The sequence below is a fragment of the Pseudarthrobacter chlorophenolicus A6 genome (assembly GCF_000022025.1).
Lineage (GTDB): Bacteria > Actinomycetota > Actinomycetes > Actinomycetales > Micrococcaceae > Arthrobacter > Arthrobacter chlorophenolicus.
Window position 1 is genome coordinate 1,326,210 of sequence record NC_011886.1, and the last position, 17,172, is coordinate 1,343,381.

Here is a 17,172-nt window from a genome sequence, read left to right on the forward strand (position 1 = left end):
TTCCGGGCGGGCCCCGGGGCGCAGGTCCTTCTACACCGGCAACCGCACCCATTCGGCTAAAGTAAGCCGTGATGAGTACAGACAAAGTGACAAGCCCGGCATCACCTCTGGACCGCTTCTACGCGGTGATTCCGGCCGGCGGAGTGGGGACCCGCCTCTGGCCCCTGTCACGAGCCGCAGCTCCCAAGTTCCTTCACGATCTCACCGGTTCGGGCAGCACCTTGCTGCGCGCCACCTATGACCGGCTCCAGCCGCTCGCGGGGGACCGGATGCTGGTGGTCACCGGAAAGGCGCACCGCGATGCCGTGTGCCGGCAGCTTCCGGAAGTGCAGGACGCCGACCTGGTGCTTGAATCGGAGCCCAAGGATTCAGGTGCCGCGATCGGACTCGCCGCCGCCATCCTGCACGAACGCGATCCGGACACCATCATGGGGTCCTTCGCGGCAGATCAGGTCATCAGCCCGGACCAGCTCTTCCAGGAAGCGGTCCGCGAAGCAATCTACACAGCGGCCGCCGGGAAGATCGTCACCATCGGCATCAAGCCCACGCACCCGTCCACGGGCTTCGGGTACATCCGTTCGGGCCAGGAGCTCCGCGTTGAAGGAGCGCCCAGCGCCCAGGACGTTGTGGAATTCGTGGAGAAGCCGGACGAGACGGTGGCCCAGCAGTACGTCGAGAGCGGCAACTACGTCTGGAACGCCGGCATGTTCGTTGCTCCCGTGGCGCTGCTGCTCAAGCACCTGGAAGCCAACCAGCCCGAACTGTTCCAGGGGCTGCAGGAGATCGCCCGCGCCTGGGATACCCCGGAGCGGGATGAGGTCACCGCGCGGGTATGGCCCACGCTGCCGAAGATCGCCATCGACTACGCCGTGGCCGAACCCGCTGCGGAAGCCGGGGACGTCGCCGTCGTGCCCGGAACCTTCCGGTGGGACGACGTCGGAGACTTTGCCTCCGTGGGCCGGCTCAACTCCGCCAAGGAAGTGGATGACGTCACGGTGCTGGGCGAGGGTGCCCGCGTCTTCACGGAGAACTCCAGCGGCGTGGTGGTCACCGATACCAAGCGCGTCATCGCCCTGATCGGCATTGAAGACGTGGTGATCGTGGATACCCCCGATGCCCTCCTGGTCACCACCATGGCCAACTCGCAGCGGGTCAAGGCCGCAGTGGACGCCCTAAAGGCCAGCGGCGACACCGACGTCCTCTAGGACGCCGCAGCCACATCCCGGGCACCGGCAGTGCCCGGGATGTAACGCGGCGACTGTGATGGACGCTATTGCGGCCACCATCGCTAGAGTGAAGCAGTGCGCAATTACACTACTGAAGCCGAACCCACCGCTTTGGTGGCTCCGTGGCTGGAGCCGCTCCTGCCGGAACTGATCGAATTCCGCCGGGACCTCCACGCGCATCCGGAACTTTCGTTCAAGGAGTACCGCACCACCGACAAGCTGGCCGAGCGGCTGGAAGCTGCAGGCCTGGCGCCGCGCCGCCTTGAGGGGACCGGGCTCACCGTCGATGTCGGTGAGGGCCCCATCGCCACGGCGCTCCGCGGGGACATCGACGCCCTGCCCATCATCGAGGAAACCGGCCTGCCCTTCGCGTCGAAGAACCACGGCGTAACGCACGCCTGCGGCCACGACGTGCACACCACCACCATGCTGGGGATCGCCCTGGTCCTGCACCGCATGCACCAGGAATCGCCCCTGGGCGGCACCATCCGCATCATCTTCCAGCCGGCCGAGGAGACCATGCCAGGCGGCGCCCATGCGTGCATTGAGCAGGGCGTGCTGGACGGTGTTCCCAGGATCCTGGCGCTGCACTGCGATCCCCGGATCGAGGTGGGCAAGATCGGAACCCGCATCGGGGCCATTACCTCGGCGTCGGACACCATCCGGATCGAACTGTCCGGCCGCGGCGGCCACACCTCCCGTCCGCACCTCACCGAAGACCTCGTCTTTGCGCTGGCCCAGATCGCCGTCAACGTGCCCGCCGTGCTGTCCCGCCGCGTTGATGTCCGCAGCGGGGTCTCCGTGGTCTGGGGCCAGATCTCCGCCGGGTCCGCCCCCAACGCCATCCCCGGGGTGGGCTACATGGCCGGCACCATGCGCTGCCTGGACCGTGAAGCCTGGCACGCCGCCGGCGAACTGCTCGATGAGGTGGTGCACCAGGTGGCGGCGCCGTACGGTGTGGACGTCCGGCTTGAGCACACCAGGGGAGTGCCGCCGGTGGTGAACTCCGAACACGAAACCGCCCTCATCGAAGCGTCCGCCCGCGCCGAGATTGGCGAGAGCGCCGTGGTGCTCACCCCGCAGTCCATGGGCGGCGAAGACTTCGCCTGGTTCCTGGCTGAACTTCCCGGCGCCATGATGCGCCTGGGCACCAAGACGCCCGGCGGCGAGGAGTATGATTTGCACCGCGGGGACTACATCCTGGACGAACGGGCGCTGGGCCTCGGGATCCAGGTACTGACGGGCGCGGCCCTGCGCACCATCCGCGACCTGTAGGCCGCGTTCCCGGCTGGGCGGCAGGGGACGCCCCAGCCGCACCGTACGGCCCACGCAGGCAAGAAGAACGCGCGACGCCGGCACTTACCAAAGTGCCGGCGTCGCGCCTTTTCGCGTTGCAGGGGAGCGGCGAACAGAAAGTAAGTTGTGCACAACTGAATTGTGGACTACTGTTGTGGTTGTGACTGATGCTCCCCGCCTCGACCGGCAAGTGTGTTTCGCCCTCTACTCGGCTTCCCGTGCCGCCACGGCCGTCTACCGGCCCGTGCTGGAGGAACTGGGACTTACCTATCCCCAGTACCTCGTCATGCTGGTGCTGTGGGAAGACGAGCCGCGAGGGGTCAAGGACCTCGGCCAAGAGCTCGGCCTCGACTCGGGAACGCTGTCCCCACTGCTGAAGCGGCTCGAAGCGCTGGGCCTGGTGGAACGCCGCCGCTCCGGAGATGACGAGCGCCGCGTGGCCGTCCACTTGACGCCCGCCGGGAAGGACCTGAGCAGCAAGGCCGGAGCCATTCCCCAGCGACTGGCCGACGCCGCCGGGCTGACGGCCGGAGAGCTTGAGCAGTTGCGCGGAACCCTCAGCAAGCTCACCGCCGCCCTCCACGACGCGGTCTGAAGCTGCCCGGCCACAACGCTCCCGCGAGTCCAAGAATTTACCCAGACACCAACCATGAAAGGGCGGTCATCCACGTGAAGACCCTTTACACAGCAGAAGCGCTTGCCTCCGGCGAGGGCCGGGACGGCAGCGCCCGGTCCAATGACGGAAAGCTCGAAGTAGGCCTCGCCAGCCCGGTGGAACTCGGCGGCAGCGGCGAGGGCACCAACCCTGAGCAGCTCTTCGCTGCCGGCTACGCCGCCTGTTTCCATTCGGCGCTCCGCCTGGTGGGCCGCAAGGAGCGCGCCGACCTGACCGATTCCGCCGTCGCCGCCAAGGTCCACCTGGGCCAGCTGGACGACGGGGCAGGGTTCGGCCTCGCCGCCGAACTGGAAATCGCCCTCCCCGCCCTCGACCTCGCAACGGCCGAAGCCCTGGTGGCCAAAGCCCACCAGGTCTGCCCTTACTCGAACGCCACCCGCGGCAACATCACCGTCGAACTCAAAGTTTTGGAGTACGCAGCATGAGCACCACCACCCTTCCCGCAGCAACCCGCGAAATCCAGCTCGCCTCCCGCCCCGTGGGCCGGCCCGTCCCGGAGAACTTCCGCCTGGCCGAGTCGCCGCTGCCCGAGCTGGGCGAGGGCCAGATCCTGGTCCGGAACCTCTTCATCTCCGTGGATCCCTACATGCGCGGCCGCATGAACGACGTCAAGTCCTACTCCGCGCCCTTTGCGCTGGACAAAGCGCTCGACGGCGGCGCCGTGGGTGAGGTCATCGCGTCCCGTTCCGAGGCACACAAGGAAGGCGACGTCGTCGTGCATGCCCTCGGCTGGCGCGAATACGCCGTGGTTGACGGCAGCACGGCCTCCCCGGCCCGGACCGACCTGGCCCCCGCCTCGGCGTTCCTGGGTGCCTTGGGCATGACCGGCCTCACCGCATACGCGGGCCTCCTCAAAGTGGCCGAATTCAAAGAAGGGGACGCCGTCTTCGTTTCGGGCGCCGCCGGTGCTGTCGGTTCACTCGTGGGTCAGATCGCCAAGGCCATGGGCGCTACCCGTGTGATCGGCTCCGCGGGCTCGCCCGCCAAGGTGGCCAGGCTCCTCGAGCTCGGTTTCGATGCGGCCTTCGACTACCACGACGGCCCCGTGCGTGAGCAGCTCGAGAAGGCCGCCGGCGCCCAAGGCATCGACGTCTACTTCGACAACGTGGGCGGCGAACACCTCGAAGCAGCGTTGTCCGTCCTGAACGTCGGCGGCCGGGTGGCCATGTGCGGAGCCATCGCCCAGTACAACTCCACCGAACCCACCCCCGCCCCGCACAACCTCATGCAGGCCATCGGCAAGCAGCTGACCCTGCGCGGCTTCCTGGTGGGCGGCCAGCGCCAGCACGCTGCAGAGTTCGCCGAAAAGATGGCCGGCTGGCTGGCCAGCGGTGCCGTCCGCTACGACGAGACAGTAGTGGACGGGCTGGAAAACGCACCGCAAGCCTTCATGGACCTGCTGGACGGCGCCAACACGGGCAAGATGCTGGTCCGCCTGTAGGGCCGAAGCTCCAACCTCACCAAGCACCAGGGGTGCCGCGGATCCGCGGCACCCCTACTGCTTGGTAACAACTTGTAAACAATCTCCGGGAACAGGTGCCAGCGTGCTAGGGGGACGTGGCGCAGGCCACTAAAGTGATGGCATCAGTGCGCTCCGGCGCATGCTGCGGGCATCAGTGACAACAGAATTTCAGTGCAGAAACGGACACTCATTGAATTCGTGCCGTAGCGCCACTCTCGCATCCTGGAGGAATCTTGATGACATCACTGCGTGCACGCATGAAGCGCGGTTCTATGGCCGGCCTGGCTACCGTCAGCGCCTCGGCCCTTCTTTTGACAGCCTGCGGCGCAGCCCCGGAACCGGGAAGCACCTCGTCCGCCGGTGCCAGTGACTACACCGGCTGCATCGTGTCCGACTCCGGCGGGTTCGATGACCAGTCCTTCAACCAGTCCTCCTACGAAGGCCTGAAGAAGGCCGAAAAGGATCTGGGCATCAAGGTGAACCAGGTCGAATCCAAGACCAACAACGACTTCGAACCCAACCTCCGCGCCATGGTGACCGCAGGCTGCGACCTCACCGTGACCGTCGGCTTCCTGCTGGGTGACGCCACCAAGGCGCAGGCCACGGCCAACCCTGACAGCCACTTCGCCATCATCGACTTCGGCTACGAGACCCCCATCAGCAACGTCAAGCCGATCATCTACGACACCGCGCAGGCGGCCTTCATGGCCGGCTACCTGGCCGCAGGCACCACCAAGACGGGGACCGTGGCCACCTTCGGCGGCATCAAGATCCCCACCGTCACCATCTTCATGGACGGTTACGCGGACGGCGTGAAGTACTACAACGAGAAGAAGGGCAAGGACGTCAAGCTCCTTGGCTGGAACAAGGATGCCCAGGACGGCAGCTTCACCGGCGACTTCGAAAAGCAGGACGTCGGAAAGCAGCTCACCCGGAACTTCCTGGACCAGGGCGCCGACATCGTCATGCCGGTGGCCGGGCCCGTGGGCAAGGGTGCAGGCGCCGCCCTGCAGGAAGCCAAGAATGCCGGCAAGGACGTCAAGCTGATCTGGGTTGACTCCGACGGCTTCCTCACCGCCCCGGACTACAAGGAGATCATGCTCTCCTCGGTCATGAAGCAGATGGGCGAGGCCGTGGAAACCGTGGTGAAGGAAGACAAGGACGGCAAGTTCAGCAACACCCCCTACGTTGGCACCCTCGCCAACGACGGCGTGCAGCTGGCACCGTTCCACGACTTCGATTCCCAGGTTCCCGCGGACCTGAAGTCCGAACTGGACCAGATCAAGAAGGACATCGTGGACGGCAAGCTGAAGGTCGAATCCGACGCGAGCCCGAAGGCCTGACCCCGCACTTGGCGCCACTGCCGGCCCGTCCCTGACAGGCCGGCAGTGGCGCTTTTTGCTGGCATCCCTTTTTCGGGCCACCGCCCGGTTCTCCGACTGCTGCACCCACTAGGCTGGAGCTGCAGCCACATATCCCGCCCGGTCGATCACCGGGCGCTTCGAGATTGGTCAGAGTTTTGAAACTTGAACTCAGAGGCATCACCAAACGCTTTGGGACCCTGCTCGCCAACGACCACATCGACGTGGTGGTTGAATCCGGCCAGATCCACTGCCTGCTGGGCGAAAACGGGGCCGGTAAATCCACCCTGATGAACGTGCTCTACGGACTGTACGAACCGTCCGAAGGCGAAATCCTCATCGACGGCAAACCCGTCTCCTTCCGAGGCCCCGGTGACGCCATGGCCGCCGGCATCGGCATGGTGCACCAGCACTTCATGCTTGTCCCGGTGTTCACCGTCGCGGAAAACGTCGCACTGGGTGCCGAACCCACCAAGGCGGCGGGCTTCCTCAACCTTGATGAAACGAGGCGCCGGATCCGGGAAATCTCGGACCAGTACGGCTTCGACGTCGATCCCGACGCCCTGGTGGAAGACCTCCCCGTCGGCGTCCAGCAGCGGGTTGAAATCATCAAGGCCCTGGTCCGCAACGCCAAGGTCCTCATCCTTGACGAACCCACGGCCGTCCTCACCCCGCAGGAAACCGACGAACTCCTGGACATCATGCGGCAGCTCAAGGCCGGCGGCACCTCCATCGTTTTCATTTCCCACAAACTGCGTGAGGTCAAGGAAGTCTCGGACACCATTACCGTGATCCGGCGCGGCAAGGTGGTCGGTTCCGCAGAACCCTCGGCCTCCACCACGGACCTTGCATCGATGATGGTGGGCCGTGCCGTCAGCCTCACCCTCGAAAAGGCCCCCGCGAAGCCGCAGGAGAAAACCTTCGAGGTCCGGGACCTGACAGTCATCGCCCACAACGGCCAGCATGTGGTGGACGGACTCAGCTTCGACATCGCCCGGGGCGAAATCCTGGCCGTCGCCGGCGTCCAGGGCAACGGCCAGACCGAGCTCACCGAAGCCATCCTGGGACTGCAGGACCGGGTGTCCGGGTCCATCACCCTCGACGGCAAGGAACTCCTGGGCCGGTCCGTCAAGGACGTCCTGAAAGCCGGCGTCGGGTTTGTCCCCGAAGACCGCAAGGTGGACGGCCTGGTGGGAACCTTCTCCGTCGCCGAAAACCTGGTCCTGGACCTTTACGACAAACCTCCCTACGCCAAGGGCATCAGCATGAGCCCGGCCAGGATCCTCGAAAACGCCAAAGCCCGCATCGAAGAGTTCGATGTCCGCACACCCTCCGCAGCGGCAGCCGCCGGGACACTTTCCGGCGGCAACCAGCAAAAGGTGGTGATGGCCCGCGAGCTCTCCCGCCCCCTGCGCCTGTTCATTGCGTCCCAGCCCACCCGCGGCGTGGACGTCGGCTCCATCGAATTCCTGCACCGCCGCATCGTCGCCGAACGCGACCAGGGCACCCCGGTGATGATCATCAGCACCGAACTCGATGAGGTCATGGAACTCGCTGACCGCATCGCCGTACTGTACAAGGGCAAGCTGGTGGGCATCGTTCCCGCCGGTACGGGCCGCGACGTCCTTGGCCTGATGATGGCCGGAATCCACCCGGATGAACAAGCCCAACCGCAGCCGGCGGCCAGCCGCCCGGCCCCCACCTCCGACGCCGAGGGAGGCGACCATGTCTGAGCAGCAACCCCCCAAACTCCCTGCCGGCGAAGGGCAGGGTGACACCCAGCCTGCCAAGCCGCACCAGCCCAACCTTGCCGCCGAGGAAACCGCCGCCGTCGTCTCCGTGGACACGGCGGGCGGCGCCATGGGGCCCTCGGCCGTGCCTGCCAGCGCACAAAGCGGCCAGTTGCCCGGCGGCCCCGACACACTGCTCCGCAAGATCTTCACCGGCAGCGGCATGGTGTCCGTCCTGGCAGTGTTCCTGGCCCTCGTCATCGGCGGCCTGCTCATTGCCAGCACCGACACGCGGGTGGCCTCCACGGCCAGCTACTTCTTCGCCCGCCCCGCCGATTTCCTGACCGCCGTCTGGAACGCCGCCACCCGCTCCTACATCGCGCTGTTCCAGGGGGCCGTGTTCAACCCCCGCGGCAACAGTGTGGCAGCCCAGTTCGCTCCGTTCATGGAGACCCTCACCATCGCCACGCCGCTGATCACCGCCGGCCTGGGCGTGGCGCTTGCCTTCCGGGCGGGGCTCTTCAACATCGGTGCCCAGGGCCAGATCATCGTGGCAGGCATCCTCGCCGCCTGGGTTGGCTTCGCACTGCACCTCCCGCTGGGCCTGCACCTGCTGCTGGTCCTGGTGGCCGGCATTGTCGGCGGCGCGCTCTGGGGCGGCCTCGTCGGAGTGCTGAAGGCCCGCACGGGCGCCCATGAGGTCATCCTCACCATCATGTTCAACTACATCGCCCTGTACTTCCTGCGGTACCTGCTGAACACCCCGGCCTTCCAGCGCCCGGGGGAGTCGAACCCCATCTCACCCATCCTGGATCCGTCCGCCGTCTACCCGCAGATCTTCGGCAGCCAGTACCGGCTCCACCTGGGCTTCGTTCTCGCCATCGGTGCCACCGTCCTGGTGTGGTGGCTCCTGAACCGGTCCACCGTCGGCTTTGAGTTCCGTGCCGTGGGTGCCAACCCCAAAGCTGCCCAGACCGCCGGCATCAACGTGTCCCGCTCCACCATCCTGGTGATGGCCATCGCGGGCGGCCTGGCCGGCATGTCCGGCGTGGCCCAGGTGGCCGGCACCGAAAAAGTCCTCACGGACGGCGTGGCAGCCACCTACGGCTTCGACGCCATCACCGTCGCCCTGCTGGGACGTTCGACGCCGTGGGGCACCTTCGCAGCCGGGCTCCTGTTCGGCGCCTTCCGCGCCGGAGCCGTCCAGATGCAGATCCAGACCGGCACCCCCATCGACATCGTGCTGGTGGTCCAGTCGCTGATCGTCCTCTTCATCGCCGCGCCGCCGCTGGTGCGCGCCGTCTTCGGGCTCAACCCGCGGCGGAAGAAGCCCGCCCGCGCCGCGAAGTCCACGAAGGCAGCCACCACCGGAGGTGCAGCATGAGCACAACAGTTTCATCCCGGCCGGGCAACCCGCAGCCGGACAACGCCGCGGCGGACACCGGCGCGGCAGCCATCTCCGCCAAGCCGGTGAGTTGGAAGACCCCCGTCCTGCTGGCCGCCTTCGGGCTGATCGCCCTCGTGTTCTTCGGACTCCTCGGCCCCAACAAGACGGCCAGCTTCGGCATTTCCACCGGAAGCGACTTCTTCCAGTTGCCGGCACTGGAGGTCAACGCCTTTGCCGGCGGCATCGTGCTGTCGGTGCTGCTCCTGGCCCTGGCTGCCTACGCCGTCTACCTCAAGACCAAGGGACGCCCTGCCCCCGGCTGGCTGACCGTCACCTTCATCGTCCTGTTCGTGGCCGCCTTCCTGATCTGGGTGGTGGGCGGCGCCCGCACCCCCAGCATCTCACTGGCAGGCCTCATCGCCGGCTCGGTCACCCTGGCCGTGCCTCTGGTGTTCGGTTCTCTCTCCGGCGTCCTCTGCGAACGGGTGGGCGTGGTCAACATCGCCATCGAAGGCCAGCTGCTGGGCGGTGCCTTCACCGCCGCCATCGTTGCCACCATGACCCAGAACCCCTTCATCGGCCTGGCAGCCGCGGCGGTTGCCGGTGCCGTCGTATCCATGGTGCTGGCCCTGTTCAGCATCAAGTACCTGGTCAACCAGATCATCGTCGGCGTGGTCCTGAACGTCCTCGTCTCCGGCGTCACGGGCTTCCTTTTCAGCACCGTGATGCAGGAAGACAAAGCCCGGTACAACTCCCCGCCGGGGCTGGACATCATCCAGATCCCCGTCCTGTCCGAGGTTCCCATCATCGGACCCATCCTGTTCCGCCAGTCCCTGGTGGGGTATCTGATGTACGTCGCCGTCCTGGTCGTCTGGGTAGGCCTGTTCAAGACGCGCTGGGGCCTGCGGGTCCGCGCCGTGGGCGAGCACCCCCAGGCCGCCGACACCCTGGGCATCAACGTCAACGCCACCCGCTTCTGGAACGTCACCCTGGGCGGTGCCGTGGCCGGAATCGGCGGATCGTTCTTCACCCTGGTGGCCATCGACAGCTTCACCAAGGAGATCTCCGGCGGCCGCGGGTTCATCGCCCTGGCCGCACTCATCTTCGGCAGGTGGAACCCCATCGGAGCCTTCTTCGCTGCCCTGCTGTTCGGCTTCGCCGACAACCTGCAGAGCATCGTCACCATCATTGGAACCCCTGTTCCCAGCCAGTTCATGGCCATGCTCCCGTACCTGGTGACTGTCCTGGCCGTTGCCGGCCTGGTGGGCAGGTCCCGGGGGCCGGCGGCCAGCGGCATACCGTACGTCAAGGGTTGACCGGCGTGGGAAACCCTGTTGACTGGCCTGCGCTGGAGGCTGCCGCCGTCGACGCCATGCGCAAGGCCTACGCGCCCTACTCCAAGTTCCCGGTGGGGGCTGCGGCCCTCACCGGGAACGGCCGGATCGTCAGTGGCTGCAACGTGGAGAACGCCAGCTACGGCCTGACCCTTTGCGCCGAGTGCGCCCTGGTGGGCAACCTCCAAATGACAGGGGGCGGCAGCCTCCGTGCCTTCTACTGCGTGGATGGCAACGGCAACGTGCTGATGCCGTGTGGCCGTTGCCGGCAGCTGCTCTACGAATTCCGCGCTCCGGACATGGAGCTCATGACCACCCAAGGAATCAAGACCATGGACCAGGTCCTTCCTGACGCCTTCGGTCCCGAACACCTGGAGGAAACCCGATGACAGAGACCCGCGCAACGGACAGCATTGCCGAAGCATTCGACGCCGTCGACATCATCCGCGTCAAGCGGGACAAGGGCACGCTGAGCCCGGAGCAGATCGACTGGACCATCGATGCCTACACCCGCGGCGTCATCGCGGATGAGCAGATGGCCGCGCTGAACATGGCCATCCTGCTCAATGGCATGGACCGGACCGAGATTGCGCGCTGGACGGCCGCGATGATCGCATCCGGCGAACGGATGGACTTCTCCAGCCTCCGTCGCCCCGACGGCGGCCTGAAATACACGTCGGACAAGCACTCCACCGGCGGCGTGGGAGACAAGATCACCCTGCCGCTGGCTCCGCTCGTGGCGGTATTCGGCGTTGCAGTCCCGCAGCTGTCCGGCCGCGGCCTGGGGCACACCGGCGGCACCCTGGACAAGCTGGAGGCGATTCCCGGCTGGCGGGCGTCCCTGAGCAACGACGAAATACTCGCCCAGCTCCAGGACGTGGGCGCTGTCATCTGCGCCGCCGGGGCAGGCCTGACCCCGGCCGATAAGAAGCTGTACGCCCTGCGCGACGTCACCGGCACGGTGGAGGCCATCCCGCTGATCGCCTCGTCCATCATGAGCAAGAAAATCGCCGAGGGCACCGGTTCCCTGGTGCTCGATGTGAAGGTGGGCAGCGGCGCCTTCATGAAGGATGAGGCAAAGGCCCGCGAGCTGGCGGAGACCATGGTGGCCCTGGGCCAGGACGCCGGCGTGAACACGGTGGCACTGCTTACCAACATGGGCACCCCGCTCGGCCTGACCGCCGGGAACGCGATTGAAGTCGAGGAGTCGGTGGAGGTGCTGGCGGGCGGCGGCCCGGCCGACGTCGTCGAACTGACGGTCAGGCTCGCCGAGGAAATGCTCGCCTGCGCGGGAGTGCGCGACGCCGATCCGGCCGCTGCGCTCAAGGACGGGCGCGCCATGGACGTCTGGAACAGGATGATCCGTGCCCAGGGAGGTGACCCCGCCGCGAAGCTGCCGGTGGCCCGTGAGTCAGAGGTGCTCTACGCTCCCGCCGACGGCGTCCTGGTGGAACTGGATGCCCTCGCCGTGGGCGTGGCCGCCTGGCGATTGGGCGCCGGACGTGCCCGCAAGGAGGATGCGGTGCAGGCCGGCGCAGGGGTGCGCATGCATGCCAAGCCGGGCGCACTGGTCCGGGCAGGTGAACCGCTGATGACCCTGCTCACGGACACCCCCGAACGCTTCGACAGGGCAAAGGAAGCGCTGGAGCACGCAGCGGTCATCGCACCGGAGGGGTCCCGGCCGGCACAGCAGTTGATCATCGACCGAATAGCATAGAAAACTATGCAGGCCATCAATGACTTCATCCTCGCCGCAGCCGGACAACCCTGGGTTCTGCTCCTCGTCCTGGCCTGCTGCGTCATTGACGGCTTCTTCCCTCCCATCCCCAGCGAATCCGTCGTGGTGGGCCTCGCGGCCGTGGCCGCCACGGCGGACGTCCCCAATCCGTACGTCCTGATGGCCGTCGCTGCGCTGGGCGCGTTCACCGGGGACAACATCGCCTACCTGATCGGCCGGAAGGTGGGCACCACCCGGTGGGCCTGGATGCGCGGCCAGCGCATGCAGGGAGCGTTCCGGTGGGCCGGCGCGGAACTGCGCAAACGCCCTGCCTCGCTGATCCTGGTGGCGCGCTTTGTTCCCATCGGCCGCGTCGCCGTCAACCTGACCGCCGGGGCAACCCACTACCAGCACCTGCGCTTCGTCGGCCTCACCAGCCTGTCCGCCGTCCTGTGGGCGGCCTACTCGGTGGGCATCGGGCTGTTCTTTGGTCAGTGGTTCGAGGAGAACCACCTGCTGGGAGCCGCCATCGCCATCGTTTGCGCGGTGGCGCTGGGCATCGTCGTGGACCTGGCCATCAACAAGCTCCGGGGCAAGCCCAACGTCGTGGATCGGATCCGCGAACCCGAGGCCTGATTCCGGCCGGAGGGAGCGTCCGCGGCACCCCCGTCTCCACCCGGGGGAGGAGACCCGGACGGAGCCAAAATCAGCCGCTGGGACGACGCCGCCGCACCCGCTGCCGGGATAGTGTTGCAGTGGTGTTCCCGGGGCGGGGGCGTAGCGAACGACGCCTCTGCCGTGGGACACTTAGGAACGATTTCCGCTTTGGCTGCGCCGCTATGGCAGCGGCATTTTTGTCTAGGAGCAAGACTGCGTGGAGTTTATTAATGAGGCCGTGCTCCATGCAGCGGGCCAATGGTGGATCTACCCCGTCCTCTTGGTGTTCTTTTTCGTTGACGGCTTCGCGATGGTGGTCCCCAGTGAGACCCTCATCGTCGCCCTGGCGGCGTTCTCCCGGCACAGCGGCGAACCCAACCTGTGGATCCTCGGCACCACCGCGCTGATCGGCGCCATTGCCGGGGACAACATGGCGTTTATGCTGGGCCGCAAGATCGGCCTGGACCGGTGGAAGTGGATGCGCCGGCCGAAGGTCCGCAAGGTGTTCAGCTGGGCGCGCTACGAGCTGGACAAGCGCGGCGCGGTACTGATCTTCACGGCACGGTACATTCCCTGGGGCCGGGTGGCGGTCAACTATGTGGCTGGAAGCACCGGGTTCGGCCACCGGCGCTTCTTCGTCCTTGACGCCTTCGCCTGCCTCACCTGGGTGGGCTACTCCATCGGCATCGGCCTGCTGGCCAGCTCGTTCCCCTGGCTGCACCACAACCCGCTGCTGAGCGCCGGGATCGCCGTGGTGTTCGCCATCGTCCTGGGCGTCCTCCTGGACCACATGCTGCGCTGGTGGCACAAGCACCTGGCCCGCAAGGATGCCACGGAAGTGGACGATTGGCTGGACGGCGGCCCCTCCGGTGCCAGGGACAGCTCAACCGGCGGTCCGGCATTCCTCGCCCCGGCGGCAAAGGACGGCGGCCCCACCGCCGCCTAGCGGCTGGCATTGAACCGGCCCCCACCCTAAGGTGGGAACGTGACTGAGCCTATTGTTGACGAAGCCCCTGCCATCGATTTCGACCTGAAGAGCCTGCCGAAGGTGTCGCTGCACGACCATCTGGACGGCGGACTCCGTCCGGCCACCATCATCGAACTGGCGGAGGCCGTGGGCCACCAGCTCCCCTCTACCGATCCCGTGGCCCTGGGCGAATGGTTCCGCGAGTCCGCGGACTCCGGGTCCCTGGTCCGCTACCTCGAAACCTTCGACCACACGGTGGCCGTGATGCAGACGCACGAAGGCCTGGTCCGGGTAGCGAAGGAGTTCGTCGAGGATCTGGCGGACGACGGCGTGGTGTACGGCGAGGTGCGCTGGGCACCGGAGCAGCACCTCCAGAAGGGCCTCACCCTCGACGAGGCAGTCGAAGCGGTCCAGGAAGGCCTCGAAGCGGGCGTCGAGGCAGTCAGCGACAGCGGCCGCGAAATCCAGGTGGGGCAGCTCATCACCGCGATGCGCCACGCCGACCGCGGCCAGGAGATCGCCGAACTGGCCGTCCGCCACCGCAACAAGGGCGCGGTCGGTTTCGACATCGCCGGAGCCGAGGACGGCTTCCTGCCGTCCCGCTTCCGGGACGCGTTCACCTACCTGGCAGAGCAGAACTTCCCCGCCACCGTCCACGCCGGCGAAGCGGCGGGCCTGGACAGCATCCAGTCGGCCCTCGTGGACGGCCGCGCGCTGCGCCTGGGCCACGGCGTCCGGATCGCCGAGGACGTCACGGTGGAATTCGACGAGGACTCCGAATCCGAGGACACGGTGGGCCTGGTCACGCTGGGCGATCTGTCGAGCTGGATCCGTGACCGCGGCATCGCCTTGGAGATTTGCCCTTCGTCCAACCTCCAGACCGGAGCGATCGCTGCTTTCGGTGAGGACATCGAAAGCCACCCCCTGGACATGCTGTACCAGCTGGGCTTCAACGTCACCATCAACACGGACAACCGCCTGATGAGCGGCGTCACCCTGACGGATGAGTTCGAGCTGCTCGTGGAAACGTTCGACTACGACCTCGATGACCTGCTGGAGCTCACTTTGAACGCGGCCGAAGCCGCCTTCCTGCCGCTGGAGGAAAAGGAAGCGCTGGTGGAGTACATCAACGACGCCTACGCCAACCTTGGGTGAAACCCCGGTAAACCGGCTTGTAACGGTCATCGCCCAGCTGCGGGAGCACTGCCCGTGGATGGGTGCCCTGACCCACGCATCGCTGGTGGAATACCTCCTCGAGGAGGCCTACGAGGTAGCAGAGACCATCGAGGAAGGGCACCCGGACAGTGAGCTGCTTGGCGAGCTGGGCGACGTCCTGCTCCAGGTGGTCCTCCACGCCCGGCTGGCGGAGGAGCGCGGCGCGTTCACGTTCGACGACGTCGCGCGCGGCCTGGGCGCCAAAATGATCCGCCGCAACCCGCACGTCTTCCGCCCGGACGGCACCCTGCAGGACAGCTTTCCCGCCACCGTGGAACAGATCGTGCAGAAGTGGGACGCGGTCAAGCGGGCCGAAAAGCCTGGGCGGCGGGACCCGTTCGAAGGTATTCCGCAGGCGCTGCCGGCCCTCGCCAGGGCACAGAAGTCGCTGGACCGGGCTGCGAGGGCCGGCGTAGCCGCGCCACCGGTGGTTGAGCCCGTCACCCCGGTGGTTGAGCTTGTCGAAACCTTCGCGACGGAGGAGGACCTCGGAAAGCTGCTCTTCGCCGTCGTCCGCTCCGCCCATGACAGCGGATTCGACGCTGAACGCGCCCTCCGCGGCGCCGTGTGGCAATACCAGCAGGGCACCGGCGGCAACCCGGCGGCGCCCAACCCGGCACCATCATGACGTCCGCGGGTGGTGAGGTTTCCGTAACCTCCACCACTCTCGACTACGCTGTTTCCTGACGAGGACGTCGAGTTTTTTCTGCAACATCCCCCGTTAATCGCCCATAAGGAGCAAATTCATGGCGCTTATCGATGCCATTCACGCCCGCGAGATCCTCGATTCCCGCGGCAACCCCACCGTTGAAGTGGAGGTCCTGCTTTCTGACGGCCAGATCGGCCGCGCAGCAGTTCCGTCCGGCGCATCCACCGGCGAGCACGAGGCAGTCGAACTCCGCGACGGCGACAAGGGCCGCTACCTCGGCAAGGGCGTCCAGAAGGCCGTTGACGCCGTGATCGACCAGATCGCTCCCGCCCTCACCGGATTCGACGCCACCGACCAGCGCAGCATCGACCAGGCCATGCTGGACCTGGACGGCACCCCCAACAAGGGCAAGCTGGGCGCCAACGCCATCCTGGGTGTTTCCCTGGCCGTTGCCAACGCTGCCGCGGCCTCCGCTGACCTGCCGCTCTACAAGTACCTGGGCGGCCCCAACGCCCACGTGCTGCCCGTGCCGCTGATGAACATCCTCAACGGTGGTTCGCACGCCGACTCCGACGTCGACATCCAGGAATTCATGATCGCCCCCATCGGCGCCGAGACCTTCTCCGAGGGCCTGCGCTGGGGCGTCGAGGTCTACCACAACCTCAAGTCCGTGCTGAAGGAGCAGGGCCTGTCCACCGGCCTCGGCGACGAAGGCGGCTTCGCACCCAACCTGCCCTCCAACCGTGCAGCGCTGGACCTGATCCAGGAAGCCATCAAGAACGCCGGCTACACCCCGGGCAAGGACATCGCCCTGGCCCTGGACGTTGCCTCCTCCGAGTTCTTCAAGGACGGCGCCTACCAGTTCGAAGGCAAGGCACTGTCCGCCAGCGAAATGAGCGCCTACTATGCAGAGCTCGTTGCGGACTACCCGCTGGTTTCCATCGAGGATCCGCTGGACGAGAACGACTGGGAAGGCTGGAAGACCCTCACCGACGCCATCGGCGACAAGGTCCAGCTGGTGGGTGACGACCTCTTCGTCACCAACCCCGCCATCCTGCAGCGCGGCATCGACACCCGGACCGCCAACTCCCTGCTGGTCAAGGTGAACCAGATCGGCTCGCTGACCGAGACCCTGGACGCCGTCAGCCTCGCCCAGCGCGCCGGCTACACCACCATCACCTCGCACCGTTCCGGCGAAACCGAGGACACCACCATCGCCGACATCTCGGTGGCCACCAACGCCGGCCAGATCAAGACCGGCGCCCCGGCCCGCTCCGAGCGCGTCGCCAAGTACAACCAGCTGCTGCGCATCGAAGAGGAACTCGACGACGCCGCACGCTACGCCGGCCGCAGCGCGTTCCCGCGTTTCAAGGGCTAGTAGCCGCGTAATCCAACGGGCGGTGGCTATGGTTGAAAGACCGTAGCCACCGCTGCTGTTTCTGCAGCAGCCCGTCCGCTCCGTTGTTGCCCGGCGCACGTTGATGATCAACGGCGA

General features: G+C 66.6%; 16 protein-coding genes. All 16 read left to right on the top strand.

What is annotated here, in order from left to right:
- The first annotated feature begins 71 nt into the window (after window positions 1-71).
- The 16 genes from ACHL_RS06050 to eno all read left to right on the top strand — a co-directional run bounded on the left by ACHL_RS06050 (window position 72) and on the right by eno (window position 17,055).
- Window positions 72-1,205, top strand: coding sequence for a mannose-1-phosphate guanylyltransferase (locus ACHL_RS06050; protein ID WP_015936419.1), 1,134 nt, complete (start codon window positions 72-74; stop codon window positions 1,203-1,205).
- Window positions 1,206-1,301: 96 nt separating this feature from the next.
- A complete protein-coding gene (locus ACHL_RS06055; protein ID WP_015936420.1) occupies window positions 1,302-2,501 on the top strand; it encodes an amidohydrolase in 1,200 nt (399 codons plus the stop codon).
- Between the two features lie 181 nt (window positions 2,502-2,682).
- The gene (locus ACHL_RS06060; protein WP_043794537.1) at window positions 2,683-3,117 is read left to right on the top strand and encodes a MarR family winged helix-turn-helix transcriptional regulator; all 435 of its coding nucleotides are present in this window, start codon (window positions 2,683-2,685) and stop codon (window positions 3,115-3,117) included.
- A gap of 74 nt (window positions 3,118-3,191) precedes the next feature.
- The gene (locus ACHL_RS06065) at window positions 3,192-3,623 is read left to right on the top strand and encodes an organic hydroperoxide resistance protein (protein WP_015936422.1); all 432 of its coding nucleotides are present in this window, start codon (window positions 3,192-3,194) and stop codon (window positions 3,621-3,623) included.
- Window positions 3,620-4,639 (top strand): NADP-dependent oxidoreductase, encoded by a 1,020-nt coding sequence (locus tag ACHL_RS06070; RefSeq protein ID WP_015936423.1) that lies wholly within the window; start codon window positions 3,620-3,622, stop codon window positions 4,637-4,639. The genes ACHL_RS06065 and ACHL_RS06070 overlap by 4 nt, the downstream gene beginning before the upstream one ends.
- A gap of 257 nt (window positions 4,640-4,896) precedes the next feature.
- A complete protein-coding gene (locus ACHL_RS06075) occupies window positions 4,897-6,003 on the top strand; it encodes a BMP family lipoprotein (protein ID WP_015936424.1) in 1,107 nt (368 codons plus the stop codon).
- Window positions 6,004-6,179: 176 nt separating this feature from the next.
- Window positions 6,180-7,754: an ABC transporter ATP-binding protein gene (locus ACHL_RS06080; RefSeq protein WP_015936425.1), complete on the top strand. Its 1,575-nt coding sequence runs from the start codon at window positions 6,180-6,182 to the stop codon at window positions 7,752-7,754.
- Window positions 7,747-9,135: an ABC transporter permease gene (locus ACHL_RS06085; protein WP_015936426.1), complete on the top strand. Its 1,389-nt coding sequence runs from the start codon at window positions 7,747-7,749 to the stop codon at window positions 9,133-9,135. The genes ACHL_RS06080 and ACHL_RS06085 overlap by 8 nt, the downstream gene beginning before the upstream one ends.
- Window positions 9,132-10,454, top strand: coding sequence for an ABC transporter permease (locus ACHL_RS06090; RefSeq protein WP_015936427.1), 1,323 nt, complete (start codon window positions 9,132-9,134; stop codon window positions 10,452-10,454). Before ACHL_RS06085 ends, ACHL_RS06090 begins: the two co-directional genes overlap by 4 nt.
- A 5-nt stretch (window positions 10,455-10,459) precedes the next feature.
- Window positions 10,460-10,861 carry a cytidine deaminase gene (locus ACHL_RS06095; protein ID WP_015936428.1) on the top strand — a complete coding sequence of 134 codons (402 nt, stop codon included), beginning with the start codon at window positions 10,460-10,462 and terminating at the stop codon, window positions 10,859-10,861.
- Entirely contained in the window at window positions 10,858-12,189 is a 1,332-nt protein-coding gene (locus ACHL_RS06100) for a thymidine phosphorylase (RefSeq protein ID WP_015936429.1), read from the top strand. Before ACHL_RS06095 ends, ACHL_RS06100 begins: the two co-directional genes overlap by 4 nt.
- Before the next feature lie 6 nt (window positions 12,190-12,195).
- The gene (locus ACHL_RS06105) at window positions 12,196-12,825 is read left to right on the top strand and encodes a DedA family protein (RefSeq protein WP_015936430.1); all 630 of its coding nucleotides are present in this window, start codon (window positions 12,196-12,198) and stop codon (window positions 12,823-12,825) included.
- A gap of 238 nt (window positions 12,826-13,063) precedes the next feature.
- Window positions 13,064-13,792, top strand: coding sequence for a DedA family protein (locus ACHL_RS06110; protein WP_015936431.1), 729 nt, complete (start codon window positions 13,064-13,066; stop codon window positions 13,790-13,792).
- 39 nt (window positions 13,793-13,831) lie between these two features.
- Window positions 13,832-14,968 (top strand): adenosine deaminase, encoded by a 1,137-nt coding sequence (locus tag ACHL_RS06115; RefSeq protein ID WP_015936432.1) that lies wholly within the window; start codon window positions 13,832-13,834, stop codon window positions 14,966-14,968.
- A gap of 58 nt (window positions 14,969-15,026) precedes the next feature.
- Window positions 15,027-15,656, top strand: a complete 630-nt coding sequence (locus ACHL_RS06120; RefSeq protein ID WP_015936433.1) for a MazG nucleotide pyrophosphohydrolase domain-containing protein — start codon at window positions 15,027-15,029, stop codon at window positions 15,654-15,656.
- Window positions 15,657-15,774: 118 nt separating this feature from the next.
- Complete coding sequence (eno, locus tag ACHL_RS06125) at window positions 15,775-17,055, top strand: phosphopyruvate hydratase (protein ID WP_015936434.1); 1,281 nt, start codon at window positions 15,775-15,777, stop codon at window positions 17,053-17,055.
- Window positions 17,056-17,172 lie beyond the last annotated feature (117 nt).